This window comes from Rhizorhabdus sp. P4_G5 (assembly GCF_056401065.1).
In genome coordinates, this window is record NZ_JBFUKB010000001.1 from 208,094 (window position 1) to 230,844 (window position 22,751).

At 64.9% G+C, this 22,751-nt stretch carries 24 protein-coding genes and 1 tRNA gene; 21 read left to right on the forward strand and 4 right to left on the reverse strand.

Features of this window, described 5'->3' with window-relative positions; all coding sequences use genetic code 11:
• The first annotated feature begins 1 nt into the window (after window position 1).
• The 11 genes from frr (at window position 2) to AC1DQK_RS01050 (ending at window position 9,905) form a co-directional block, all read left to right on the forward strand.
• The gene (frr, locus tag AC1DQK_RS01000; protein ID WP_477866456.1) at window positions 2-559 is read left to right on the forward strand and encodes a ribosome recycling factor; all 558 of its coding nucleotides are present in this window, start codon (window positions 2-4) and stop codon (window positions 557-559) included.
• Window positions 556-1,302, forward strand: coding sequence for an isoprenyl transferase (locus tag AC1DQK_RS01005; protein WP_477866458.1), 747 nt, complete (start codon window positions 556-558; stop codon window positions 1,300-1,302). The genes frr and AC1DQK_RS01005 overlap by 4 nt, the downstream gene beginning before the upstream one ends.
• A gap of 6 nt (window positions 1,303-1,308) precedes the next feature.
• On the forward strand, window positions 1,309-2,115 hold the full coding sequence (locus AC1DQK_RS01010) for a phosphatidate cytidylyltransferase (RefSeq protein ID WP_477866460.1): 807 nt from the start codon (window positions 1,309-1,311) through the stop codon (window positions 2,113-2,115).
• On the forward strand, window positions 2,112-3,275 hold the full coding sequence (locus AC1DQK_RS01015) for a 1-deoxy-D-xylulose-5-phosphate reductoisomerase (protein WP_477866462.1): 1,164 nt from the start codon (window positions 2,112-2,114) through the stop codon (window positions 3,273-3,275). Before AC1DQK_RS01010 ends, AC1DQK_RS01015 begins: the two co-directional genes overlap by 4 nt.
• Window positions 3,272-4,405 (forward strand): RIP metalloprotease RseP, encoded by a 1,134-nt coding sequence (rseP, locus tag AC1DQK_RS01020; RefSeq protein ID WP_477866464.1) that lies wholly within the window; start codon window positions 3,272-3,274, stop codon window positions 4,403-4,405. Before AC1DQK_RS01015 ends, rseP begins: the two co-directional genes overlap by 4 nt.
• A gap of 126 nt (window positions 4,406-4,531) precedes the next feature.
• Window positions 4,532-7,186: an outer membrane protein assembly factor BamA gene (gene bamA, locus AC1DQK_RS01025; RefSeq protein ID WP_477866969.1), complete on the forward strand. Its 2,655-nt coding sequence runs from the start codon at window positions 4,532-4,534 to the stop codon at window positions 7,184-7,186.
• Complete coding sequence (locus AC1DQK_RS01030; RefSeq protein WP_477866466.1) at window positions 7,186-7,824, forward strand: OmpH family outer membrane protein; 639 nt, start codon at window positions 7,186-7,188, stop codon at window positions 7,822-7,824. Before bamA ends, AC1DQK_RS01030 begins: the two co-directional genes overlap by 1 nt.
• A gap of 10 nt (window positions 7,825-7,834) precedes the next feature.
• Window positions 7,835-8,308 (forward strand): 3-hydroxyacyl-ACP dehydratase FabZ, encoded by a 474-nt coding sequence (gene fabZ, locus AC1DQK_RS01035; protein ID WP_477866468.1) that lies wholly within the window; start codon window positions 7,835-7,837, stop codon window positions 8,306-8,308.
• A 103-nt stretch (window positions 8,309-8,411) separates the two neighbouring features.
• Entirely contained in the window at window positions 8,412-8,642 is a 231-nt protein-coding gene (gene rpmE, locus AC1DQK_RS01040; protein WP_340315886.1) for a 50S ribosomal protein L31, read from the forward strand.
• Between the two features lie 70 nt (window positions 8,643-8,712).
• On the forward strand, window positions 8,713-9,081 hold the full coding sequence (locus tag AC1DQK_RS01045) for a VanZ family protein (protein ID WP_477866470.1): 369 nt from the start codon (window positions 8,713-8,715) through the stop codon (window positions 9,079-9,081).
• Window positions 9,078-9,905 (forward strand): class I SAM-dependent methyltransferase, encoded by an 828-nt coding sequence (locus AC1DQK_RS01050; protein WP_477866472.1) that lies wholly within the window; start codon window positions 9,078-9,080, stop codon window positions 9,903-9,905. The genes AC1DQK_RS01045 and AC1DQK_RS01050 overlap by 4 nt, the downstream gene beginning before the upstream one ends.
• Here AC1DQK_RS01050 and AC1DQK_RS01055 read toward each other — a convergent pair.
• Window positions 9,872-9,961 (reverse strand) — tRNA-Ser (locus tag AC1DQK_RS01055). The two genes, AC1DQK_RS01050 and AC1DQK_RS01055, sit on opposite strands and share 34 nt — an antisense overlap.
• 124 nt (window positions 9,962-10,085) lie before the next feature.
• On the opposite strand from AC1DQK_RS01055, the gene AC1DQK_RS01060 reads away from it, so the two are divergent.
• The 9 genes from AC1DQK_RS01060 to AC1DQK_RS01100 all read left to right on the forward strand — a co-directional run bounded on the left by AC1DQK_RS01060 (window position 10,086) and on the right by AC1DQK_RS01100 (window position 18,249).
• Window positions 10,086-11,201, forward strand: coding sequence for a lytic murein transglycosylase (locus tag AC1DQK_RS01060; RefSeq protein ID WP_477866474.1), 1,116 nt, complete (start codon window positions 10,086-10,088; stop codon window positions 11,199-11,201).
• Window positions 11,185-12,105, forward strand: coding sequence for a septal ring lytic transglycosylase RlpA family protein (locus tag AC1DQK_RS01065; RefSeq protein ID WP_477866476.1), 921 nt, complete (start codon window positions 11,185-11,187; stop codon window positions 12,103-12,105). Before AC1DQK_RS01060 ends, AC1DQK_RS01065 begins: the two co-directional genes overlap by 17 nt.
• Window positions 12,102-13,280, forward strand: coding sequence for a D-alanyl-D-alanine carboxypeptidase family protein (locus AC1DQK_RS01070; RefSeq protein WP_477866478.1), 1,179 nt, complete (start codon window positions 12,102-12,104; stop codon window positions 13,278-13,280). Before AC1DQK_RS01065 ends, AC1DQK_RS01070 begins: the two co-directional genes overlap by 4 nt.
• Before the next feature lie 4 nt (window positions 13,281-13,284).
• Entirely contained in the window at window positions 13,285-13,911 is a 627-nt protein-coding gene (gene tmk / locus AC1DQK_RS01075; RefSeq protein ID WP_477866480.1) for a dTMP kinase, read from the forward strand.
• Entirely contained in the window at window positions 13,908-14,879 is a 972-nt protein-coding gene (locus AC1DQK_RS01080) for an AAA family ATPase (protein ID WP_477866482.1), read from the forward strand. The genes tmk and AC1DQK_RS01080 overlap by 4 nt, the downstream gene beginning before the upstream one ends.
• Window positions 14,880-14,979: 100 nt before the next feature.
• Entirely contained in the window at window positions 14,980-16,539 is a 1,560-nt protein-coding gene (metG, locus tag AC1DQK_RS01085) for a methionine--tRNA ligase (protein ID WP_477866484.1), read from the forward strand.
• A complete protein-coding gene (locus tag AC1DQK_RS01090) occupies window positions 16,539-17,315 on the forward strand; it encodes a TatD family hydrolase (RefSeq protein ID WP_477866486.1) in 777 nt (258 codons plus the stop codon). Before metG ends, AC1DQK_RS01090 begins: the two co-directional genes overlap by 1 nt.
• Window positions 17,312-18,076 (forward strand): MBL fold metallo-hydrolase, encoded by a 765-nt coding sequence (locus AC1DQK_RS01095; protein ID WP_477866488.1) that lies wholly within the window; start codon window positions 17,312-17,314, stop codon window positions 18,074-18,076. Before AC1DQK_RS01090 ends, AC1DQK_RS01095 begins: the two co-directional genes overlap by 4 nt.
• The gene (locus tag AC1DQK_RS01100) at window positions 18,073-18,249 is read left to right on the forward strand and encodes a hypothetical protein (protein ID WP_477866490.1); all 177 of its coding nucleotides are present in this window, start codon (window positions 18,073-18,075) and stop codon (window positions 18,247-18,249) included. The genes AC1DQK_RS01095 and AC1DQK_RS01100 overlap by 4 nt, the downstream gene beginning before the upstream one ends.
• A gap of 84 nt (window positions 18,250-18,333) precedes the next feature.
• Here the strand turns inward: AC1DQK_RS01100 and AC1DQK_RS01105 are convergent, their stop codons facing one another.
• From AC1DQK_RS01105 to mutL, 3 genes are all read right to left on the reverse strand, one after another.
• Window positions 18,334-18,714 (reverse strand): hypothetical protein, encoded by a 381-nt coding sequence (locus tag AC1DQK_RS01105; RefSeq protein WP_477866492.1) that lies wholly within the window; start codon window positions 18,712-18,714, stop codon window positions 18,334-18,336.
• Window positions 18,715-18,839: 125 nt separating this feature from the next.
• The gene (locus AC1DQK_RS01110; RefSeq protein WP_477866494.1) at window positions 18,840-19,814 is read right to left on the reverse strand and encodes a DMT family transporter; all 975 of its coding nucleotides are present in this window, start codon (window positions 19,812-19,814) and stop codon (window positions 18,840-18,842) included.
• A complete protein-coding gene (mutL, locus tag AC1DQK_RS01115; RefSeq protein WP_477866496.1) occupies window positions 19,811-21,580 on the reverse strand; it encodes a DNA mismatch repair endonuclease MutL in 1,770 nt (589 codons plus the stop codon). The genes AC1DQK_RS01110 and mutL overlap by 4 nt, the downstream gene beginning before the upstream one ends.
• 127 nt (window positions 21,581-21,707) lie before the next feature.
• Here mutL and AC1DQK_RS01120 point away from each other — a divergent pair, with 127 nt between their 5' ends.
• Window positions 21,708-22,748: a rod shape-determining protein gene (locus AC1DQK_RS01120; protein ID WP_477866498.1), complete on the forward strand. Its 1,041-nt coding sequence runs from the start codon at window positions 21,708-21,710 to the stop codon at window positions 22,746-22,748.
• Window positions 22,749-22,751: the final 3 nt, after the last annotated feature.

Below are 22,751 nucleotides of genomic sequence, written 5' to 3' on the forward strand. Positions count from 1 at the left end.
CATGCCCGCATACGACAAGGCCGATCTCGAACGCCGCATGCACGGAGCCGTGGAATCGCTGAAGAGCGATCTGGTCGGCCTGCGCACCGGCCGGGCTTCGGTGAACCTGCTCGATCCAGTGACGGTCGAGATATATGGCAGCCATATGCCGCTCAACCAGGCCGCCACGGTCACCGCCCCGGAACCGCGCATGCTGTCGGTGCAGGTGTGGGACAAGTCCAATGTCGGGCCCGTCGACAAGGCAATCCGTTCGGCGGGGCTCGGACTCAACCCGATCATGGACGGCCAGACGCTGCGCATCCCGATTCCTGACCTGACCGAGGAGCGCCGCAAGGAGCTAGCCAAGCTCGCCAGCCAATATGCCGAAAAAGCCCGCGTCGCTGCCCGCAACGTCCGCCGCGACGGCATGGACAGCCTCAAGGTCGACGAGAAGAAGGGCGTCATCAGCGAGGACGACCGCAAGCGCCGCGAGGTCGAGGTGCAGAAGCTGACCGATAGTACCATCGCAGAGATCGACGCCGCAGCGGGCGCCAAGGAAAAGGAAATCCTCGGCAAGTGAAAGGCCTCTCGGCCAGCCCTGTCGCCAATGCGGTCGCCGCCACGAGCAGCGGGCCGCGCCATGTCGCGATCATCATGGATGGCAATGGGCGTTGGGCGAAGCGCCGCTTCCTGCCCCGCGTGGCAGGCCATAGGGCAGGCGCGGAGGCTGTCCGCACGACCGTGAAGGCTGCGGCCGATCTCGGGCTGCAGGCGCTCACCCTTTACGCTTTCTCGTCGGAGAACTGGCGGCGCTCGACCGAGGAAGTGTCGGACCTGATGGGGCTGCTGCGCCATTATCTCCGCAAGGAGGTCGACGAACTCGATCGCAATGGCATCCGCCTGCGCACTATCGGCGATATCAACGGGCTCGAGGGCGACCTGATCGATCTGGTTCGCGAGGGCGTCGAACGCACCAAGGACAATCGCCGGCTCGATTTCGTGTTGGCGCTCAACTACGGCGCCCAGGACGAGATGGTTCGCGCCATGCGCGAGATCGCCATGGAGGTCGGCGCCGGAAGGCTTTGCCCGGGCGACATCGATGCCGCCGCGATCGAGGCGCGCCTCGACACCAGCGATCTTCCGCCGCTCGACCTGCTGATCCGGACCTCGGGCGAGCGGCGGCTCTCCAATTTCCTGCTGTGGCAGGCCGCCTACGCCGAATTGCTGTTCGTCGACACGCTCTGGCCCGACTTCGATGGCAAGGCACTTGCCGCCGCCATCGCCGATTTCGGCACGCGCGAGCGCCGCTTCGGCGGACGATAAGCTGCCATGGCACAGGCTGCGGCCTCCGAACTGAAGCTCCGCGTCCTGTCGGGCATGGTGATGATCGCCATCGCGCTGGCAGCGCTCTGGCTGGGCGGCGTCGCTTTTTGGGGGCTCGCCTCGCTGTTCGCGGTCCTCATGATGATCGAATGGGCCGCAATGGCCAAGGCGGCCCGGTGGCAGACCGTTCTTGGGGCGGCGCTCGCAGCTGCCATCATGGGCGTGGCGCTGGCTTTCACCAATGCGACGCAGCTCGCCGCCTATGAGGATCGCATCATTGCGCAGACGCTGGATCTTGCCGGGCTGGGCGCGATCCTGCTCGCGGTCATCACCTTCCGGGCACGGCTCGGCGCAGGATTGCTCTATGCCGTAATCCCGGCGATCGCTCTGGTTTTCCTGCGCGAGCAGCCTGGGCAGGGGCTGATGCTCGCGCTGTGGACGCTGGTGATCGTCTGGGCGACCGACATCGGCGCCTATTTCGCAGGACGGGCGATCGGCGGCCCGAAGCTTGCGCCTGCGCTGAGCCCGAACAAGACCTGGGCCGGGCTGGTCGGCGGCATGGCCGCCGCGCTGCTCGCCGGGGCGGGCATCGCCTCGGCCGGAAATCTTCCGCTGTTCTGCTGGATCGCTGGCGCTCCGCTGGCCGTCGCCGCCCAGATGGGCGATCTGTTCGAAAGCTGGCTCAAGCGTCGCTCGGGCGTCAAGGACAGCGGCAAGCTGCTGCCCGGCCATGGCGGCGTGCTCGACCGCCTCGATGGCGTGGTGCCGGTCGCCGTGCTGGTGGCTGCGGGCGTCGCGGCGGGCCTGTTATGACGGTTCGCAGCGTCTCGATCCTCGGCGCGACAGGCTCGATCGGCACCTCGACGCTCGATCTGATCGAACGTGAGCCCGAGCGCTTCGCGGTAGCGGCGCTGACGGCCCAACGTGAGGTTGCTGGCCTGGCCGATGCCGCGCGGCGCACGAATGCCGGACTGGCCGTGATCGGCGATACGTCGCTGTACCCGGCGCTGAAGGAGGCTCTTTCGGGCACCGCGMCGCGCGKCGCGGCCGGGGAGCAGGCAATTATCGACGCGGCGTCGCTCGGCGCAGACTGGACGATGGCGGCGATCGTCGGGATCGCCGGCCTGAGATCGGCGATGGCGGCGCTCAGCGCGGGTGGGACGGTAGCGCTCGCCAATAAGGAATCGCTCGTCTCTGCCGGCGCGCTGATGACCAAAGCCGCGCAGGTTCATGGCGCAACGCTGCTTCCGGTGGATTCTGAGCATAATGCCGTATTCCAATGCTTCGACCATGCCGCACCAGGCAGCATCCGGAAGGTGACGCTCACTGCCAGCGGCGGCCCGTTTCGCGACTGGAGCATCGAGGCGATGCGCGCCGCGACGCCGGCCCAGGCGGTAAAACATCCCAACTGGTCGATGGGCGCGAAGATTTCGGTCGATAGCGCGACGCTGATGAACAAGGGGCTCGAACTCATCGAGGCCTATCACCTGTTCCCGTTACCGGCGGACGGCTTCGACGCGATCATACATCCGCAGTCGGTGGTTCATGCCCTGGTCGACTATATCGACGGCTCGGTGCTGGCCCAGCTCGGCACGCCCGACATGCGCACGCCGATCGCGCATAGCCTCGCCTGGCCGCAACGGATGGCGACGCCGTGCAAGCCGCTCGACCTGGCCATGGTCGGGCGGCTCGATTTCAGCGCTCCCGATCTCGATCGCTTCCCCGCGCTTGCCCTCGCGCGCGAGGTGCTTGCCGCCGGCGGCGCGCGTCCCGCAATCCTGAATGCGGCCAACGAGGTTGCGGTCGCAGCATTTCTGGAAGGTCGGATCGGCTTTCTCGATATTGCGTTAATCGTGCGCAAAGCCTTGGAGCGCTACGATCCGCCGATGCCCGTATCGCTCGACGATGTTTTTGCGATCGATGCCGGTGCCCGCGCCACCGCGCGGGCCGCGATGGAGATTATCACAGCGTGACAGATAACCCAGGCATCCTGTTCACTGTACTCGCTTTTCTGCTGGTCATAGGCCCGCTGATCTTCGTCCACGAACTCGGCCATTATCTCGCCGGACGCCTCTGCGGGGTGAAGGCCGACGCCTTCTCGATCGGTTTCGGCCGGGAGATCGCCGGTTATACCGATTCGCGCGGCACCCGCTGGAAACTCGGCTGGATGCCGATGGGCGGCTATGTGAAATTTGCCGGCGACATGAATCCGGCGAGCCAGCCGACAGCCGAGTGGCTTGCGCTACYGCCCGAGGAGCGGGCGCAGACTTTTCAGGCCAAGTCGGTCTGGCAGCGCTTCTTCATCGTCTTTGCCGGCCCGCTGACGAATTTCCTCGTGGCGATCGGCATCTTCATGGCGTTTTTCGCGGTCTATGGCGTGCCGAGGACGCCATCCGTGATCTCCGCGGTCATGTCGAACTCGCCGGCTGCCAAGGCGGGATTGCAGCCCGGCGACCGCGTGGTATCGATCGCTGGCCGCCCGGTTCACACCTTCGACGAACTCGCCGAAATGATCCGGTTCCGCCCGGACGAACGCTTGCGGCTGCGGATCGCGCGCGATCACGAGCGGCGGACGGTCTATGTCACCACCGCGGCTACCATCGAGCGGGACCGGTTCGGGAACGAGTTCCGCAAGGGCTCGATCGGCGTGATGTCGGGGCAGCAGGTGATCGAGCCCGTCCCGTTGATGCAACTTCCTGTCGAGGCGACCCGCCAGACTTTCGGCATCGTCCGGACCATGGTCGACACGCTCGGCCAGATCGTGACCGGGCGGCGTTCGGTCAAGGAACTGGGCGGTCCGATCAAGATCGCGCAGGTTTCGGGCCAGCAGGCGTCGCTCGGCCTGCTCAACTTCGTCATGCTGATGGCGCTCATATCGATTAATCTGGGATTCATCAACCTGTTGCCAATCCCCATGCTCGATGGAGGACATCTGGTCTTCTACCTTTTCGAGGGGATTGCGCGTCGGCCGGTGCCGGAGCGGGCGATGGAATGGGCGTTCCGATCGGGATTGGCGGTGCTTCTGTCCTTCATGATCTTCGTAACGCTTAACGATATTCTCTCGCTGGGTGCCCTCAAGAGGCTTGCCGGGTTGATCGGCTGAGCTTGTTGGGGCAGTGCAGGCGCACGCTCCCTGACGAGCGGACGGATTCTATGAAGCGGGGAACGCGTGACGGCGACGGCGAACATCAATCGGGCGCGGCTCGTGCCGGCGCTCCTCGTCGGCACGATGCTCGGCGGCATGGCACAACCGGTACTGGCTCAGACGGTGGGAGAGCCCGCTGCATCTGCGCCGTCACTTCCCGCCGCTCAGCCACCTGCCGTCACAGCGGCGCCTGCCGGATCGGGCATCATCAAGACCGTCAATGTCGCCGGCTCGGAGCGCCTCGAGCCGGATACGGTACGATCCTACGTCAAGCTGACGCCTGGTGAGCCTTATACCCGCGAATCGCTCGATCAGGCGCTGAAGGATCTCTACGAGACCGAATTGTTCGCGGATGTTCAGATCCGCGATGACGGTGCCGGCAATATCATCCTGCAGGTGCGCGAGAACCCGGTGATCAACCGGATCGTGCTGGAGGGCAACAAGCGGCTCAAGGCCGAGAAGATCAATCCCGAGATCAAGCTGGCGCCGCGGCAGATCTTCACCCGCTCGAAGGTGCGCGCCGACGTCAACCGGATCATCGAGCTCTACCGCCGCCAAGGCCGCTTCGCCGCGACGATCGAGCCGAAGATGGTGCTGCTCGACCAGAACCGCGTCGACATCATTTTCGAGATCCACGAGGGCGACAAGTCCAAGGTCCGCAAGATCAACATCATCGGCAACGAGAAATTCTCCGATGGCCGCCTTCGCGGCGAGATGGTGACCAAGCAGACCGGCATCACCAAGATCTTCTCGTCGGGCACCAGCTACGATCCCGACCGGATGTCCTATGACCAGCAGAAGCTGCGGCAGTTCTACCTGACCAATGGCTATGCCGATTTCCGCGTGGTTTCGGCGGTCGCCGAGCTGACGCCGGACCGCAAGGACTTCATCATCACCTATGTCGTCGAGGAAGGCGATCGCTACAAATTCGGCGACGTCGATCTCGAGAGCGAGATCCGCGACATCAAGGCGGACAAGTTCAAATATCTGCTGCCGATGAAGAAGGGCGACTGGTACAACGCCAAGCAGGTCGAGGATACGGTGGACTCGATCACCGAAGTGACCGGTCTGTTCGGCTTCACCCCCGATGTCCGTCCCGATTTCAATCGTGACAAGGACAGCAAGACGATGGGCGTCGTCTTCAAGATCAACCAGGCGCCGCGCGTCTATGTCGAACGGATCGACATCAACGGCAATACGCACACCAAGGACAAGGTCGTCCGCCGCGAGTTCCGCCTCGCCGAGGGCGACGCGTTCAACAGCTTCAAGGTCAAGCGGTCGCGCGATCGCATCCAGTCGCTGGGCTTCTTCCAGGACAAGTTCGAAGTCGAGCAGAAGCCGGGTTCGGCGCCCGATCGCGTCGTGCTGGAAGCCAATGTCGAAGAAAAGTCGACCGGCGAACTTCAGGTTTCGGCGGGCTATTCCAGCCTCGAGAAATTCATCGTCGACCTGTCGATCCGCGAACGCAACTTCATGGGCAAGGGCCAGGAGATCCGCGCCGGCGTCAGCTACTCGACCTATTCGAAGTCGGTCGAGCTCGGCTTCACCGAGCCTTATGTGTTCGACAAGAATATCGCCGTCGGCGTCGACCTGTTCCGGCGCGACTATAATTCGTTCAATTTCAATAGCGGCGATCGCGACACCACCTACAAGCAGGCGACCACCGGTTTCCAGCTGCGTGCGGGCGTGCCGCTGACCGAGTTCATCACCATGGCGATGCGCTACGGCCTCAGCTATGACGATGTTTCGCTGAACAAGTTCACCTTCTACACGAACGGCGCCTGCGATCCGCTCGTTGCCGGCCGCTATCTGTGCGAGGCGATCGGCAAGCGGCTGACCTCGTCGGTCGGTTATTCGCTGGTGTTCGACAACCTGAACAACCGCCTACGCCCAACTCGAGGCCAGCGTGCCGTGCTGAGCCAGGATTTCGCCGGTCTGGGCGGCGAGGTCCGCTATATCAAGACGTCTGTCGAGGCGACGAAATATTGGGGTTTCGGCGGCGGCTTCGTTTTCTCAGCCGGCATCGAGGGTGGCTATATCAAGGGCCTCGGGCAGAACGTTCGCCTGACCGATCGTTTCTATCTTGGCGAGCCGGAAATGCGCGGGTTCGGAATCCGCGGCGTCGGTCCACGCGTGAGGCGTTCGCTATACGACACGGCCACCAAGTCCTTCCTGAGCGACAAGGATCATTCGGTCGACGACGCGCTCGGCGGCGACACCTATTACAAGGGTCGACTGGAGCTTGAGTTGCCGCTGGGCAACGGCGCCCGGGAACTCGGGCTGAGGCCTTCGATCTTCATGGATGTCGGTGCGGTATTCGGCGTGAGCCGTCCACCGCTCACGGCGCCAGGACTCCCCGGCTATCCTTTCCAGCAGAATGCCGACGGTACCTATGAGCCCTCCCTGCGGAACATCGTGGACAGCAAGGGCCGGCAAATCTATCAGGTTCCGGTAGGCGCGCCAAATGCAGGGGCGCAGACCTTGTGCCAAACCGGCTATTCGAACACCGCAAACGGGCCGTGCGTCGGGAACTTGGCGAATACGCCGGCGTCCAGCCCGATCCAGCCCTTCAGGGAGGATTTCCTCGGCGACTCCCCCAAGCCGCGCCTGTCGGTGGGCTTCGGAGTGAACTGGAACTCGCCGTTCGGACCGTTCCGCCTAGATATCGCCAAGGTCCTGCTGAAGGAAAAGGGCGACAACACCAAACTCTTCACTTTCAACGTAGGGACACAGTTCTGATGAAATCGCTTCTGAAGATGACCGCGCTTGCGGCTGGCGTTGCGTTCATGCCGATGGCGGCGCACGCTCAGGCTGCTGCTGCGCCCGCCGCTGCCACGGTGAATACCGGCGTTGCGGTGGTCAATCTGGACGCAGCCGTTGCCAATTCGGCAGCCTATAAGGCAGCCGTCGGCCAGATCCAGACCACCTACAAGGCACAGATCACCGCTTTCCAGACCCGCCAGACTGCGATCCAGAGCGAGCTGACGCCGCTGCGGACCGAGATCGAGACACTGCAGCGCAACCCAGCGACGCCCAAGGCGACGCTGGAAGCCAAGATCAATGCCTTCCAGGCGCGCGGGCAGGCTGCGCAGAATGAGCTGCAGCGCATGACGATGCCCTTCGCGCGCCCGGAAGCCTATGTGAAGGAGCAGATCGGCAGCAAGGTCGAGCAGGCGCTGAAGGCGGCGATGGCGGCCAAGCGCGTCGGTATCGTGCTCTCTCCCGACGCCGTGGTTGCGGTGCAGGGCGGATCGGACATGACGCTTGATGTCGTGACCCAGCTCAACGCGCTCGTCCCCAGCGCGTCGATCACGCCGCCGGCCAACTGGCAGCCGGGCCAGGCCGAGCAGCCCGCCGCCGCCGCCACGGGACGCTGATCGCCAGTCTATGAGCGAATCCGTAAGCGCCACGCTTGGCCCGCTGGATATCCGGCGGGTCATGGCGGCTTTGCCGCATCGCTACCCCATGCTCCTCGTCGATCGCGTCGAGGAACTGGTGGTCGACGAGCGGATTTCCGCGGTGAAAGCGGTCACGATCAACGAGAGCTTCTTCCAGGGGCATTTTCCGGGCCGCCCAATCATGCCGGGCGTGCTGATCGTCGAGGCGCTGGCACAGGCTGCCGGCGTGCTGGCGGTGGAGACGTTCGGGCTCGCCGGGTCGGGCAAGCTGGTCTATTTCATGGCGATCGACGAGGCGAAGTTCCGCGCACCGGTTGAGCCGGGCGTGCTGCTCCGCCTCGAGGTCGCTTTTGTCCAGAAACGTGCCAGCGTCTGCAAGTTCGAGGGCAAGGCCTATGTCGGCGACAAGCTTGCTGCCCAGGCGAACTTCACCGCCATGATCGCCGATCCACCAAAGGAATAAGGCGCGCAGCCGGACCCTTGCCATATAGCGCCTCAGCCTGTAGAGGCCGCGCTTCGCTTCTCCGGCTGGTCGGAAACCAGCCTTTCTCTCGGAGCCAGAAGACATGAAGAAAGACATTCATCCCGATTATCATCGGATCAAGGTGCAACTCGTTGACGGCACCGTCTATGACAGCCGCTCGACCTACGGCAAGGAAGGCGACACCCTCCAGCTCGACATCGATCCTTCGGTGCATCCGGCCTGGACTGGTGGCAAGTCCGGCCTGCTCGACACCGGCGGCCAGGTGGCTCGCTTCAACAAGCGCTTCGGTGGACTGACGCTCGGCAAGAAATGAGCCTGGCGTCCTCCTTCGGACCAATGGACATGGCTGGGCATCGCCCGGCCATTTTCATTTTGGGGCTTTCATGGTTCTGACGCTTTACCGCCGCTATCGGTTGCCGATGTTCTGGACGGTGCTGCTGATCGTCTATCTGTTCGCCATAGCGCCACGCGATGAAGCGCCATCGCTGGGCGGCAGCGACAAGACCGATCATATCGCCGCCTTCCTGGTGCTGACCCTGCTCGGACGGATCGCCTATCGGGCGCGCCCCGGCTGGCTGCTGGTGACGGGGCTGTCGCTGTTCGGCGCGTTCATCGAGATCAGCCAGGCGATACCGTTCATCGGCCGCGATGCAAGCGTGTGGGACTGGGTCGCCGACAGCGCGGCGATCCTCGTCGCCATGGGCGTGGCCGCACTGCTCGAGAAGCGCTTCCCGATCCTGTTCGCCGCATGACCGTTCCGCCGCGTCCCACCTTCGATCCCGAAGGTGCGGCCCAGCGGCGTTTCGAACAGGCAGCCTGCGCCGCCGGCCTCGACCCTGCCGACCGCTGGGTAGGCGGCTATGCCGATTATGAATGGGACCATCTCCGCCCTGCGCTCCGGGCTTACCGGATCGAGGCGGCGAACCGCGACGTGCTTGAGTTCGGCTGCAACGTCGGGGGCTCCGCCGTGGTGCTGGCCGCCCTCGGCGCGCGGGTGACAGCCGTCGATATCGATCCGGCGCTCATAGCGGTCGCCGAGACCAATCTGCAGCGGCACGGCCTGGCCGGAACCGTTCGCCATGTTGCAGCGGGGCAGGGCCTTCCGCTGGTGGACGCGAGCTTCGACCTCATCATCGCCAACAGCGTTCTCGAATATGTCGATCCGGTACGGCTGGATGCCGTGCTCGCCGAACTGCACCGGACATTGCGGCCGGGCGGCCACCTCTTCATCTGCGGCACGGCAAGCCGCATCGCGCTGCGGGAGCGCCATTCGGGACGATGGCTGGTCAACTACCTGCCGCGCGCGGCAGATCGCCTCACCGGCCGCGTCTTGCAGCGCGGCCTGTCTCCATGGCGGCTGATGCGCGCACTGCGCGGGCGTTTCAGCATGGATGGAGGCGCAAACTGGCTGGCGGCACGGCATGCGATCCACGGCGGTGATTCTATCGCAGGCAGGATATACGCATCGCTCGGCAAGCTGGCAAACTGCCCTCCGGGCTTGATCGCACCCTATATCGAATTGCTGCTGCGCAAATCGCACAATGGCGGAGAGGGTGGGATTCGAACCCACGGATAGCTTGCACCATCGGCGGTTTTCAAGACCGCTGCCTTAAACCACTCGGCCACCTCTCCGCATCGAACGTCCGAGCGGAAGGGCTCCATATCGTCGGTGCGGCCTTTCGTGCAAGCGGCGCGATCAAAGCATTTCACCGCCGGTCCAAGCTGTGGCAAGCAGATTGCGAACAAAGGGGATGTAATGCCAAGCCTGTTGCGTATCGCGGCCGCGGCCATGACAATGATGGCGCTCGCCGCCATGGAAGCGCCTTCGATCGCGCAGACGATCGCGGGGGAGGGGCAGGCGCCCGACGACGCTGCGCAGGTCGTCGACACGCCCGCTCCCGTCACGCCTTCGCAGGATAGCCTGATGCGCACCTACGTCGCGGGCCTGCGCCCGCGTGCGCTGGCGATGGGGATCAGCCCGGCGCTGTTCGATTCGACCCTGCCGACGCTGAGCTTCAGCGCGCGGGTGGTTCGGCTCGATCGCGCGCAGCCCGGGGCGACGCCTGCCACGGTCGTCAATCCGCCGGATTTCGCGCCATACCTCGCCAGCCATGTCGATGCGGTGCGGATCGGCATGGGCCGTTCGCGCTATGGATCGCTGCGCCCGCTGCTGCTGTCGATCGAACAGAAAAGCGGCGTCCCCGAGCAGATCATGCTCGCAATCTATGGTCATGAGACCGGCTATGGCACCTTCACCGGCAATTTCGACCTGCTGAGCTCGCTCGCCACGCTCGCTTTCGAAGGCCGCCGCCGCGAACTGTTTGCCGACGAGTTCCTCAATGCCTTGCTGCTGCTCCAGCAGGGGGTGCCGCGCGCGCAACTGAAAGGGAGCTGGGCGGGCGCGACCGGCTATCCGCAGTTCCTGCCGAGCGTCTATCTGCGGCTCGGCACCGATGGCGATCGCGACGGCAAGGTGGATATCTGGCGCAGCGAACCGGATGCGCTGGCGTCGATCGGCAATTATCTGAAGGATGCGGGGTGGAAGCCCGGCGTGCCCTGGGGCGTGGCCGTGCGCGTACCGGATGGGATCGACCGGGCCGCGATCCGCTCGCCGCTATCGTCGCCGCGCTGCCCGCGCGTGTTCGCACGCCAAAGCCGCTGGCTCACCATCTCGGAATGGCGCGACAAGGGGCTGACGATGCTCAGCGGCCGGGTGCCGGCGGAGGATGAGCTGGCGACCCTGATCGAGCCGGACGGCAACGGGCGAACCGGCTATCTGCTCACGACCAACTACCGCTCGATCCTCGATTATAACTGCTCGAATTTCTACGCGCTGTCGGTGGGCCTGCTTGGCGATGCGATCGTCCAGTAGACTCGCCGCGCTGGCGCTGACCCTGCTGCTGGCGAGTTGCGGACTGTCCCCGCCCGAGCATCCCTCCGGCCGGCCGCGCCACAAGCCGGGCCGTGTCGTCCCGCAACCCAAGCCAAGCGGCCCTGCCTCCGACACCCCAGTCAAGCTGGGCAAACCCTATGAGGTCGGCGGCATATGGTATTATCCTGCCGATGCCGTCGGCTATGACGAAGTCGGGCTGGCCTCCTGGTATGGGGCGCAATTCCATGGCGGGCAGACCGCCAATGGCGAAGTTTTCGACATGGATCGCGTCGGTGCGGCGCACAAGACCTTGCCCTTGCCCTGCTATGTCGAGGTGACAGCGCTCGACACCGGCCGCACTATTGTCGTCCGCATCAACGATCGCGGCCCGTTCGTCACCAATCGCATCATCGATCTCTCGCGCCGCTCGGCCCAGTTGCTGGGCATCGAGCGCACCGGCGTATCGCGCGTCCGCGTCCGTCGCGTCTTCCCGGGCGATTCGGACCGACTGGCGCTGCGCTGGGGGCGTCCCGCCTCGGCAAGGCCCAATGCCAACGGCGGTGAACTTGCCCTCCTCAACCAGCGCTTCGCGGCCCGTGCGCCCGATCCGGTTGCGCCGCCGCGGGTCGCCGCCGCCATACCCGATGCGGCCGTGCCGGTCGGCGGCTGGTTCGTCCAGGTGACGGCCGTCGGCCTGCGTAGCCGGGCCGAAGAGATCGCTGAAATGGTCGCTGGCCGCATCGAGCCGGTGGGCGCATTGTGGCGGGTGCGGACGGGCCCCTATAAGAGCGAAGACGAGGCGACAAGCGCGCTGGCGCAGGTCCGGTCGGACGGCTATCAGGATGCCAGGCTGGTCCTGATCTCCAGCAACAGCAAGATTCCAGAGGGAACGATTCCACAATGATGCGCCGCCCGATCGCCTTGATGCCCGCGCTTTTCCTGCTCGCCGGCCTGCCTGCCCAAGCCGCCGCTCCGGTCTTCGACACGCCGGCACCGGTCGCCTTCATGAAGGACCTGTCGTCGGGCGCGATTCTCTATGCCAAGAACCCGGATCAGCGCATGCCGCCGGCATCGATGGCCAAGATGATGACCGTCTATGTCGCCTTCGACCTGATCGAGAAGGGCGAGTTGAAGCTCGATGCGATGGCCACGGTTAGGCCCGAGACCTGGAAGCAGTGGCACGGCCCTGCCGCCGGCTCGACCATGTTCCTGTCCCCGGGCGAGCAGGTCAGCATCGCCAACCTGCTGTTCGGGATCGTGACGCTCTCCGGCAACGACGCCTGCGTCGTGCTTGCCGAGCATATCTCGGGCACCGAACAGGCTTTCGCCGCGCTGATGAACCGGCGCGCGCAGGAAATGGGCCTGACCAACAGCCATTTCGGCAACTCGAACGGCTGGCCCGACGCGGGCGTCACCTATGTCACCGCACGCGATCTCGCCACCTTGGCCGAAAAGACCATCGAGGAGCATCCGAAGCTCTACAAGACCTTCTACAGCCGCCCGAACTTCACCTGGGGCAAGACGATGGGCAGCGGCACCGCGATCACCCAAGCGAACCGCGATCCATTGCTTGGCCGTGTCGCCGGCGCCGACGGGCTCAAGACCGGCCACACCGAGGAGGCCGGCTATGGTTTTACCGGCTCGGCCGAGCAGAATGGCCGCCGGCTGGTGATGGTGCTGTCCGGGCTGCACTCGTTCAACGAGCGGATCGACCAGTCGGTCACCTTCATGAACTGGGGCTTCCGGGCCTGGCAGGCCAAGCCGCTCGTCGCCAAGGGCCGCAAGGTCCAGACCGCCGAGGTTCAGCTCGGCGACGAGCGCGAGGTCGGCCTGGTCGCGCCGAAAAACCTGACCGTTACCATTCCGGCAGGCCTGGGATCGGACCTGAAGACCAAGGTGGTCTATCAGGGGCCGATCAAGGCGCCGTTCAACGCGGGCGATCATATCGCCGACCTCGTCGTCACCGGGCCGGACATGGTGCCGCAGAAGCTTCCGCTGGTCGCCGACAAGGATGTCGGCACGGCCGGCTTCTTCGACCGGATCATGGCCGGGCTGCGCTGGCTGTTCGGCCTCGCCTGAGGCCGTGACCGGCAAGTTCATAACGCTGGAGGGCGGAGAAGGGGTCGGCAAGTCCACGCAGGCGCGCGCGCTCGCCGCGGCCCTGCGAGACTGCGGCCTGGACGTGGTCGAAACCCGCGAGCCGGGCGGCAGTCCCGGCGCCGAGGCGATCCGGGCACTGCTGCTCGAAGGCGCCGGCGACCGCTGGAGCGCGCGGGCGGAGGCGCTGCTGTTCGCGGCGGCGCGTGCCGATCACCTCGAGAAGACAATCCTGCCAGCCATAGAGGTCGGAAAATGGGTGATCTGCGACCGATTTCTCGATAGCTCGCTGGCCTATCAGGGGGGCGCCGACGGGCTGGGCGCCGACGCGATCCAGACGCTGCACCAGATTGGCAGCAAGGACTTCCTGCCGGATCGGACGCTATTGCTGGATATGCCCGTTTACGACGCCAGCTTCCGCCAGGCGGCCGCCGGCATCGGACTGAGCGATCGTTTCGAGAAGCGGGATGGCGGCTTCCACGACCGCGTGGCGGCGGCATTTCGCGAGTTGGCGCAGGCCGCGCCGGAGCGGATCAGGCTGATATCGGCGGAAGGCAAGCCCGAAGAGGTGACAGCCCGGCTGATGGCCGAGCTATCGGACCTGCTGCCGTGAAGCTCGTCGGCCATGACAGCCAGATCGCCGCCTTCCGCGACGCAGCCGACTCCGGGCGGCTCCATCATGCCTGGCTGCTGACCGGCCCGGAGGGTGTCGGCAAGGCAAGCTTCGCGCTTCAGGCGGCCACCCGGCTTCTCGCCGATGCCGCCGGGCCGCGCGTGCATCTGCCCGGCTTCGAAACGCCCGACGATCATCCCGTCGCACGCTATATCCGCGCCGGCAGCCATCCCGACCTGCGCATCCTCGCCCGGTTGACCAAGGACAAATCCGACGATCTGGCGCGGTCGATCAACATCGAGCAGGTGCGGTCGCTCCAGGGCCTGTTCGCGACAACGCCCAGCCTGGCGCCGCGCCGGGTGGTGATCATCGATGCGATCGACGACCTGGAGCGCAACGGCGCCAATGCGCTGCTCAAGAATCTCGAGGAACCGCCCGCGGGCACGGTCTTCCTGCTGATCAGCCATGCTCCCGGCAAGCTGCTGCCGACGATCCGCTCGCGCTGTCGGCTACTGCGCTTCGGCGCGTTGAGCGGCGATCAGATGCTGCTCGCGCTCCAGCGCCTGCTTCCGGAGGAGCCTCGCGACGAGATCGAAGCGCTGGTGGCGGTGGGCGAAGGATCGCCCGGTCGCGCGCTGGGTTTTGCCGGCCTGGACATCGGAACGCTCGATGCGGCGATAGACCGGCTGGTGGGGGAGGGCGACCCCACCAACGCGATCCGCTCGGCGCTGGCGAAGCAACTCGGTATCAAAGCGGCGCAGGCTCGCTACGAAGCCTATCTCGGCCGCGTTCCGGCCCGCATCGCCGCCGAGGCCCGGGGCCGCGAGGGGCCGGCGCTGGCAAATGCCATCGCGCTATGGGAGGAGGCGCGCCGCGTCGGCGAAAGCGCGGTCCATCTGTCGCTCGATCCATCGACGACCGTGTTCGAGCTGGCGACGCTGCTGGCGAAACTGGCACCGGACAAATAATCGCCATTCCGGCGAAGGCCGGAACTCCGCCGTCGCTCGATCGACAGGGAACGATCACCGCCGTTGCGGATAGTAGCTGGCGTCCCTAATGGCTGAGCGCATGTCGACACCCTATTATATCACCACGGCGATCAGCTATCCGAATGGCCGGCCGCATATCGGCCATGCCTATGAGGCGATCGCCGCCGATGCCATCGCCCGGTTCCAGCGCTCGATGGGCCGCGACGTCCGCTTCCAGACCGGCACCGACGAACATGGTCTGAAGATGGCGCAAGCGGCGCGCGCGCGCGATATCACGCCGCGCGCCCTGGCTGACGAAATGGCATCCCATTTCAAGGAGATGGATGACCTTCTCAACATCTCCTATGATCGCTTCATTCGCACCAGCGAGGCCGAGCATTACGCCGCGAGCCAGGCGCTCTGGAAAGCAATGGAGGCCAATGGCGACCTCTATCTGGATCGCTACGAGGGCTGGTATTCGGTTCGCGACGAGGCCTTCTACGACGAAAAGGAACTTATCGCGGGAGACGGCGAGGCGAAGCTGTCGCCGCAGGGCACGCCCGTGGAATGGACGGTGGAGGAAAGCTGGTTCTTCCGCCTGTCCAGCTATCAGGAGCGATTGCTGGCGCTGTACCGCGATCAGCCCGACTTCATTCGCCCGGAAAGCCGCCGCAACGAGGTGATGAGCTTCGTTTCGGGCGGGCTCAGCGACCTGTCGATCTCGCGCACCAGCTTCGATTGGGGCGTGCCGGTTCCGGGCAGCCCGGGCCATGTCATGTATGTCTGGGTCGATGCGCTGACCAACTATCTCACCGGGCTTGGTTATCCGGATGGCGGCGAGACCTTCGATCGTTATTGGCCCGCCAATCTGCATCTGATCGGCAAGGACATCGTCCGCTTCCATGCAGTCTATTGGCCGGCCTTCCTGATGTCGGCGGGCATAGAGCTGCCCCAGCAGGTGTTCGGCCACGGATTCCTGCTGAACCGCGGCGAGAAGATGTCGAAGTCCGTCGGCAATGTCGTCGACCCTGGGGCGATGGCCGAACGCTATGGGGTCGACCAGCTGCGCTATTTCCTGCTGCGCGAGGTCAGCTTCGGCCAGGATGGCAGCTATGGTCATGAGTCGATCGTCAACCGCTGCAACGCCGAACTGGCCAACAGCTTCGGCAACCTGGCGCAGCGCACGCTCTCGATGATCTTCAAGAATCTCGACGGCGAGTTGCCAGCACTTGACCGGAACGAAGAGGATGCCGCACTTGTCCGCGCCGTCGCCGCAGCCTGCCTCGACGAAACGCCGCGGGCCTTCGAGCAGCTCGCCTTTTCCGTCGGCATCGAGGCATGGATGAAGGCGGTGTTCGCCTGCAACCAATATGTCGATGCGCAGGCGCCCTGGGCGCTGCGCAAGAGCGATCCCGAGCGGATGAAGACCGTGCTTGGCACCCTTTTCTCCGTGATCCGTGACCTTGCCATCGCGATCCTGCCGATCATCCCGGACAGTGCCGCCAAACTGCTCGACCAGATGGGTATCGCGGCAGATGGCCGCGATTTCGCGGCGATCGAGGATCAGGCCTGGTATGACGCCTTGCGGACCTCGGGCTACAAGGTCGCGCAGCCGGTGCCGCTGTTCCCGCGGCTGGAGCTGGAGGAAGCCGAAGCCTGATGTTCGTCGACAGCCATTGCCACCTGAACTACGCCGGCCTCGCCGACCGCCAGCAGGAAGTCCTGGCGGCTGCGCGCGCGGCGGGCGTCACGACCATGCTCAATATCTCGACCCGCGCCGCCGAATGGGATGCGGTCCTCGAGACAGCCGAGCGCGAGCCCGATGTATGGGCAAGCGTCGGCATCCATCCGCATGATGCCGACACCCATGAGGATATCGAGACGACGCTGCTGGTCGACAAGGCGGCGCATCCGCGGATCGTCGGCATCGGCGAGACGGGGCTCGACTTCTATTATGACAAGTCGGACCGCGATCGCCAGCGGGGCAGCTTCCGCCGCCATATCGCCGCGGCGCGCGAGACGGGCCTGCCGCTGATCGTCCACACCCGCGACGCGGAGACCGACACGATCGCGATCCTCGACGATGAAATGGGGAAGGGGGCTTTCACGGCGGTCATCCACTGCTTCACCGGAAGCGCCGATCTCGCGCGGGCGATGCTGGATCTCGGATTTTCGATCTCCTTGTCGGGAATCGTGACCTTCAAGAACGCTGCCGACCTGCGCGAGACGGCCCGTGTCATCCCGCGTGACCGGCTGCTGATCGAGACCGACAGCCCTTTCCTGGCGCCGGTGCCGCATCGCGGCAAGCCATGCGAGCCGGCCTTCGTAGCCGACACCGCGCGCGTCCTGGCGAAGGAACTCGACTGGAATATCGATGATCTTGCTCGAGAAACCAGCGCTAATTTCTTCAAACTGTTCACGAAAGCTCGTCCATGAAGCTCCGCATCCTCGGGTGCGGCACGTCATCCGGGGTGCCGCGGATCGGCAATGACTGGGGCGATTGCGATCCCAACGAGCCGCGCAACCGGCGGACTCGTGCCTCGATCCTGGTCGAAAGCGGCATCCAGCGCATCCTCGTCGATACCACGCCGGATATGCGCCAGCAGCTCCTCGACGCCGATCGCGGCATCCTCGACGCGATCCTGTGGACCCATGACCATGCCGATCACTGCCATGGCATCGACGATGTCCGGCAGATATTCCATGCGCGGCGGGCGCCGGTGCCCGGCTATGCCGTCGCCGAGACCATGGCACTGCTCCAGCAGCGCTTCAGCTATGTGTTCGAAGGCCGCGATGGCTATCCGCCGACCGTGGAAACGCATGTGCTGCGCAAGGATATGCAGCTCGGTGATATCCGGGTCCGCTACGTCGTACAGCCCCATGGCAGCATATTCAGTGCCGGTTTCCGCTTCGACTGCGCCGGTAAGTCCGTCGGATATTCGACGGATTTCCATGAGGTTACGAGCGACATGATCGACATGTTCGCAGCTGTCGACATCTGGGTGGTCGACGCCTTGCGCGAACGCCCGCATCCGACCCATACGCATCTCGCGCAGACTCTCGAGGCCGTCGCGACATGCCGGCCTGGCCGCGCGATCCTGACGCACATGGATCATTCGATGGATTATGCTCGTCTATGCGCATCGCTGCCCGATGGGGTCGAACCGGGCTATGACGGGATGGAGGTCCAATTGTGACGGCCGATCAGCTGGTCGGCTGCGTCGCGATCGCCGCCATGCTGTCGCTTGTGCTGCCTCGGCTCGCACGCGATCGCACGCCACGGAGCAGGATGCTGCTGATGGCGCTGCTCTGGATCGCGATCATTGCGGTCGTCACAGTCGTCGTCATGGTCATCTTCAGAAACACATGATTAAACCGCGCATTTAACATAATATATATTATCGGACAAGACCTTTGCGGTTGCTGAAAATAACATTCATCGCCGATGACCAATTTATCGACCTTCCTGCGTTCCATTGTCGAAAAGCCATTCTCGCGCGCGCTGTTCGTCGAGGAAGGCCCGCATGTTCGCATAAGGATAGAGGCGCTCTACCTGCAGTTTGGAAAGCACGCTGCTGACGAGAATTGCAGTCTTGCCGCTGTTGGCCGTGCAGCTGCTCTTCATGCCTTTGAAAAGCACTTCCATTACGTCCATAGGCTGCAGAGGCATCTCCCTGGAGTCGGAAATAGTTGCAAAGCTGGGATGCCGGCGCTTTATTCGAGCGACCACTGACTCAACTTCAGCGACATAGGCCTTGGCCGTCTCCACCGACCAGAACCCCCACAAGCGTCTCTTCATCAGGCCTTGCTTTTCGTCGAATTCTATTTCGAACATTGACGTTCCCTGGAGACTTTCCGATGCATCGGCTACGACCTCCCCCTTTTGGGAATCGCGCTGCCCTCCTATGTGATCGCTTTATAACCGACTTTTACTGCGTTCTTCAGACCTATTTCAGCTCGCTAGACGTGATGCGAAGAGTCCATGCCTCCACGACGTCTATGGGCGGGATCATTAGCGGCAGCAGGACCGCCGGGCGCGGTCAGGATACCAAGCGCAATCCCCCCGAGGATGAACGCCATGCCAGCGATATGGTAGCCGTGCAGCGGCTCGTCGAGCAGTATCGCCGCCAGCCCCGCGCCGAACAGTGGCATCAGCGAGATCGTCTGCCCGGCCCGGCTCGCGCCAATGCGCTCGACAGCCATGTTGAACAGCAAATAGCTAAGCACTGACGGGAAGATTGCGACATAGGCGCAGGCGGCGAGCAATTCGGCGTCGAATTCCATCCGCTGGGCAGCGTTCCATTCCGCTAGCGCCAGCGGCGCCATGCACAGTGCGGCAATCACGAAGGTCACGAGCAGGAAGCTGAGCTGATGGACTGCGGGCCTGAGCCGCAACAGGCTGGTGTATAGGGACCAGACCAGCACCCCGCCCAGGACGAGCACATCGCCGAAGCTGAACCGGAAGCTGGCAAGCAGACGGACGTCCCCCTGCACCACCACGACGATCACGCCGATCGTCGACAGCAGCACGCCCACGATCTGCCCGGCCGATGATTTCTGGCTGAACCACAGCCGGTCGATCAGCAGCACGCCGCCGGGGATCGCGGCCTGGAGCAGCAGGCTGTTGGTCGCGCTTGTATAATGAAGCCCGGAATAGAGGAAGCCATTGAAGCCAGCCACGCCAAACACCGCCAGCGCCAGCACGATCTTCCAGTGGCGCAGCATCGCCTCATGGTCTTTTACCAGATGCCGCCAGGCCAGAGGCAGCAGTACCGCAGACGCGCCCGTCCAGCGCACCAGCGCCAGGGTGAACGGCGGGATCTCATCGCGGATCGCGCGTCCGACGATCGAATTGCCGGCCCAGAACAGCATCACGAAGGCCAGCGTGGCATAGGCATAGCGCGCGCCGCCGCGCGCCGCAGCGACCGAACTCATTTCCGCCCGAACAGTTTTTCGATGTCGCCATGGCCCAGCTTGATCCAGGTCGGCCGCCCATGGTTGCACTGGCCCGAGTGCGGCGTCACCTCCATCTCACGGAGCAGCGCGTTCATCTCGGCGACCGACAGGGTGCGGCCCGCCCGGACGGAGCCGTGGCAGGCCATCGTGGCCGCGACATGATCGAGCCGCTCCTTGAGCGACAGTGCCTGGTCATATGCCGCCAGCTCGTCGGCCAGATCGACCACCAAGCCGCGCGTATCGCCCTGCCCCAGCAACGCGGGCGTGGCGCGGACGAGCATCGCCTTGGGGCCGAAGCGCTCGAGCTCGAGGCCCATTTCGGCGAGTTCGTCGATCCGCGCCTCGAGCCGGTCGCAGCCGGGCTCGTCGAGTTCGACCACCTCGGGCAGCAGCAGCGTCTGGCGCGACACGCCGCCATCGGCCATCGCCCGGCGCATCCGTTCGAGCACGAGCCGCTCATGCGCGGCATGCTGATCGACGATCACCAGCCCGTCCTCGGCCTCGGCGACGATATATGTCGCCGCCACCTGGCCGCGCGCCACCCCCATCGGATAAGCCTTATACTCCACCGACGGCGCGAAGGCCGCCTCCGCGCGGGCCATCGGTGGCGGGGTATAGTCCGCCACGCGATCCCACACGCTGCCCTGCCCGTTTGCCGCAGCAGCAGCCGGGAAGGCGAAGCCGTTGGGAATGGGAGACGGCGAACCGCCGCCGACCTGCCAATTGCCGAGCGCCCCCGCCGATGGCCGCTGCACGCTGCGATGGCCGGCGGCGTCGAGCGCGGCGCGCAACCCGCCGACGATCATCCCGCGCACCAGCGCAGGATCGCGGAAGCGCACCTCGGTCTTGGCGGGGTGGACATTGACGTCGACCTGGTCGCCCGGAAGGTCGACGAAGAGCGCCACCACCGGATGCCGATCGCGCGCCAGCATGTCCTGATAGGCGGCACGCACGGCACCGATCAGCAGCCGGTCCTTCACCGGTCGGCCGTTGACGAACAGGAACTGGTGGTCGGCCACGCCGCGATGAAAGGTGGGCAGGCCCGCGACCCCGGTGAGCGACACCGCCTCGCGCCGGTAATCGACCGCGACGCTGTTCTCCGCCAGATCGCGGTCGGTGAGCGCGGCGACGCGATCGACCCGCTCTTCCTCGGCCGAGACCAGGACGGTCCGGCGGCCGGCGTGATCGAGCGAGAAGCCGATGTCCGGCCGCGCCATGGCCAGCCGCTTGATGACGTCGACGCACGCGGCATATTCGGCCCGTGCGGACCGCAGGAACTTGCGCCGCGCCGGCACCTTGGCGAACAGGTTCGACACCCGGATCCGCGTCCCGGGCGGCAGGGCGGCGGGCCCCTCGCCCACCAGCACGCCATGATCGATCCGTCGTGACCAGCCGTCGGCGCCGCGCACGCGGCTTTCGATCGTCAGGTCGGCGACGCTGCCGATCGAAGGCAGCGCCTCTCCGCGGAAACCCAGGGTCGTCACCGCCTCGATCGCATCGTCTGGCAATTTGGACGTAGCATGCCGCTCGAGCGCGAGCGCGATCTCCGGGGGTGCCATGCCGCAGCCATCGTCGGTCACTTCTATAGACGAAAGTCCGCCTTCCCAGAGGCTTACCGATATCCTGGCGGCTCCTGCATCGATTGCGTTCTCGACAAGTTCCTTGAGCGCGCTGGCGGGTCTTTCGACCACTTCACCGGCGGCTATGCGATTCACCAGATGCTCTGGCAGGCGGCGTATTGACATGGGACAAGCTCTAGCCCAAGCGGCGCCCTTCCGCATCCCCAGATAGTGGCCAGATCCCAGTCGTCGATCAGGCGATGCGAGCGACAAGCATATCGGCCTGGAACGGGCTTAGGAAACGGACAAAAACATGTTCTTCCAGCGTTATTTCAAGTTCATGTCGCACGATATGGCGATCGATCTCGGCACCGCGAATACGGTCGTCTACGTCCGGGGCCGCGGCATCGTGCTCAACGAGCCTTCGGTGGTGGCGATCGAGACGCTGAACGGCGTGAAGCGGGTGCGCGCCGTCGGTGACGACGCCAAGCTGATGATGGGCAAGACGCCGGGCTCGATAGAGGCCATCCGCCCGTTGCGCGATGGCGTGATCGCCGACATCGACGTGGCCGAGCAGATGATCAAGCACTTCATCCAGAAGGTGCACGGCCCCCGCCGCTTCCCGCGCTGGCCGGAAATCGTGATCTGCGTGCCCTCGGGTTCCACTTCCGTCGAGCGCCGCGCGATCCGCGATGCCGCGTCGAACGCCGGCGCTTCGCAGGTCTGGCTGATCGAGGAGCCGATGGCGGCCGCGATCGGCGCGGGCATGCCGGTAACAGAACCGATCGGATCGATGGTCGTCGATATCGGCGGCGGCACCACCGAAGTCGCCGTACTCTCGCTGCGCGGCCTGGCCTATACGACCTCGGTTCGCGTCGGCGGCGACAAGATGGACGAGGCGATCGGCTCCTATGTCCGTCGCAACCACAACCTGCTGATCGGCGAAGCCACAGCCGAGCGGATCAAGCAGGAAGTCGGCGTCGCCAGGATGCCCGCCGACGGCAAGGGCCTGACGATCCACATCAAGGGACGCGACCTGGTCAACGGCGTTCCCAAGGAGATCACCATCACCCAGGCGCAGATCGCCGAGGCGTTGACCGAACCGGTCTCGGCGATCGTCGAGGGCGTGCGCATCGCGCTCGAGAACACGCAGCCAGAACTCGCTGCGGACATCGTCGACCAGGGCATCGTCCTGACCGGCGGCGGCGCGCTGCTCACGGGCATCGACGAGGTGCTGCGCGAGGCGACGGGGCTGCCCGTCTCGATCGCCGACGACCCGCTCACCTGCGTGGCGCTCGGCACCGGACGCGCGCTGGAAGATCCGATCTTCCGCGGCGTGCTCCAGACAGCCTGAGAG

Coding starts and splice junctions, on each gene's coding strand:
- mutL (WP_477866496.1), bottom strand. CDS start 21,580: ATGTCAATACGCCGCCTGCCAGAGCATCTGGTGAATCGCATAGCCGCC.
- AC1DQK_RS01030 (WP_477866466.1), top strand. CDS start 7,186: ATGAAATCGCTTCTGAAGATGACCGCGCTTGCGGCTGGCGTTGCGTTC.
- AC1DQK_RS01065 (WP_477866476.1), top strand. CDS start 11,185: ATGCGATCGTCCAGTAGACTCGCCGCGCTGGCGCTGACCCTGCTGCTG.
- AC1DQK_RS01010 (WP_477866460.1), top strand. CDS start 1,309: ATGGCACAGGCTGCGGCCTCCGAACTGAAGCTCCGCGTCCTGTCGGGC.
- fabZ (WP_477866468.1), top strand. CDS start 7,835: ATGAGCGAATCCGTAAGCGCCACGCTTGGCCCGCTGGATATCCGGCGG.
- AC1DQK_RS01090 (WP_477866486.1), top strand. CDS start 16,539: ATGTTCGTCGACAGCCATTGCCACCTGAACTACGCCGGCCTCGCCGAC.
- AC1DQK_RS01105 (WP_477866492.1), bottom strand. CDS start 18,714: ATGTTCGAAATAGAATTCGACGAAAAGCAAGGCCTGATGAAGAGACGC.
- frr (WP_477866456.1), top strand. CDS start 2: ATGCCCGCATACGACAAGGCCGATCTCGAACGCCGCATGCACGGAGCC.
- AC1DQK_RS01060 (WP_477866474.1), top strand. CDS start 10,086: ATGCCAAGCCTGTTGCGTATCGCGGCCGCGGCCATGACAATGATGGCG.
- AC1DQK_RS01110 (WP_477866494.1), bottom strand. CDS start 19,814: ATGAGTTCGGTCGCTGCGGCGCGCGGCGGCGCGCGCTATGCCTATGCC.
- AC1DQK_RS01120 (WP_477866498.1), top strand. CDS start 21,708: ATGTTCTTCCAGCGTTATTTCAAGTTCATGTCGCACGATATGGCGATC.
- AC1DQK_RS01070 (WP_477866478.1), top strand. CDS start 12,102: ATGATGCGCCGCCCGATCGCCTTGATGCCCGCGCTTTTCCTGCTCGCC.
- bamA (WP_477866969.1), top strand. CDS start 4,532: ATGCTCGGCGGCATGGCACAACCGGTACTGGCTCAGACGGTGGGAGAG.
- AC1DQK_RS01045 (WP_477866470.1), top strand. CDS start 8,713: ATGGTTCTGACGCTTTACCGCCGCTATCGGTTGCCGATGTTCTGGACG.
- metG (WP_477866484.1), top strand. CDS start 14,980: ATGTCGACACCCTATTATATCACCACGGCGATCAGCTATCCGAATGGC.
- AC1DQK_RS01095 (WP_477866488.1), top strand. CDS start 17,312: ATGAAGCTCCGCATCCTCGGGTGCGGCACGTCATCCGGGGTGCCGCGG.
- rpmE (WP_340315886.1), top strand. CDS start 8,412: ATGAAGAAAGACATTCATCCCGATTATCATCGGATCAAGGTGCAACTC.
- AC1DQK_RS01050 (WP_477866472.1), top strand. CDS start 9,078: ATGACCGTTCCGCCGCGTCCCACCTTCGATCCCGAAGGTGCGGCCCAG.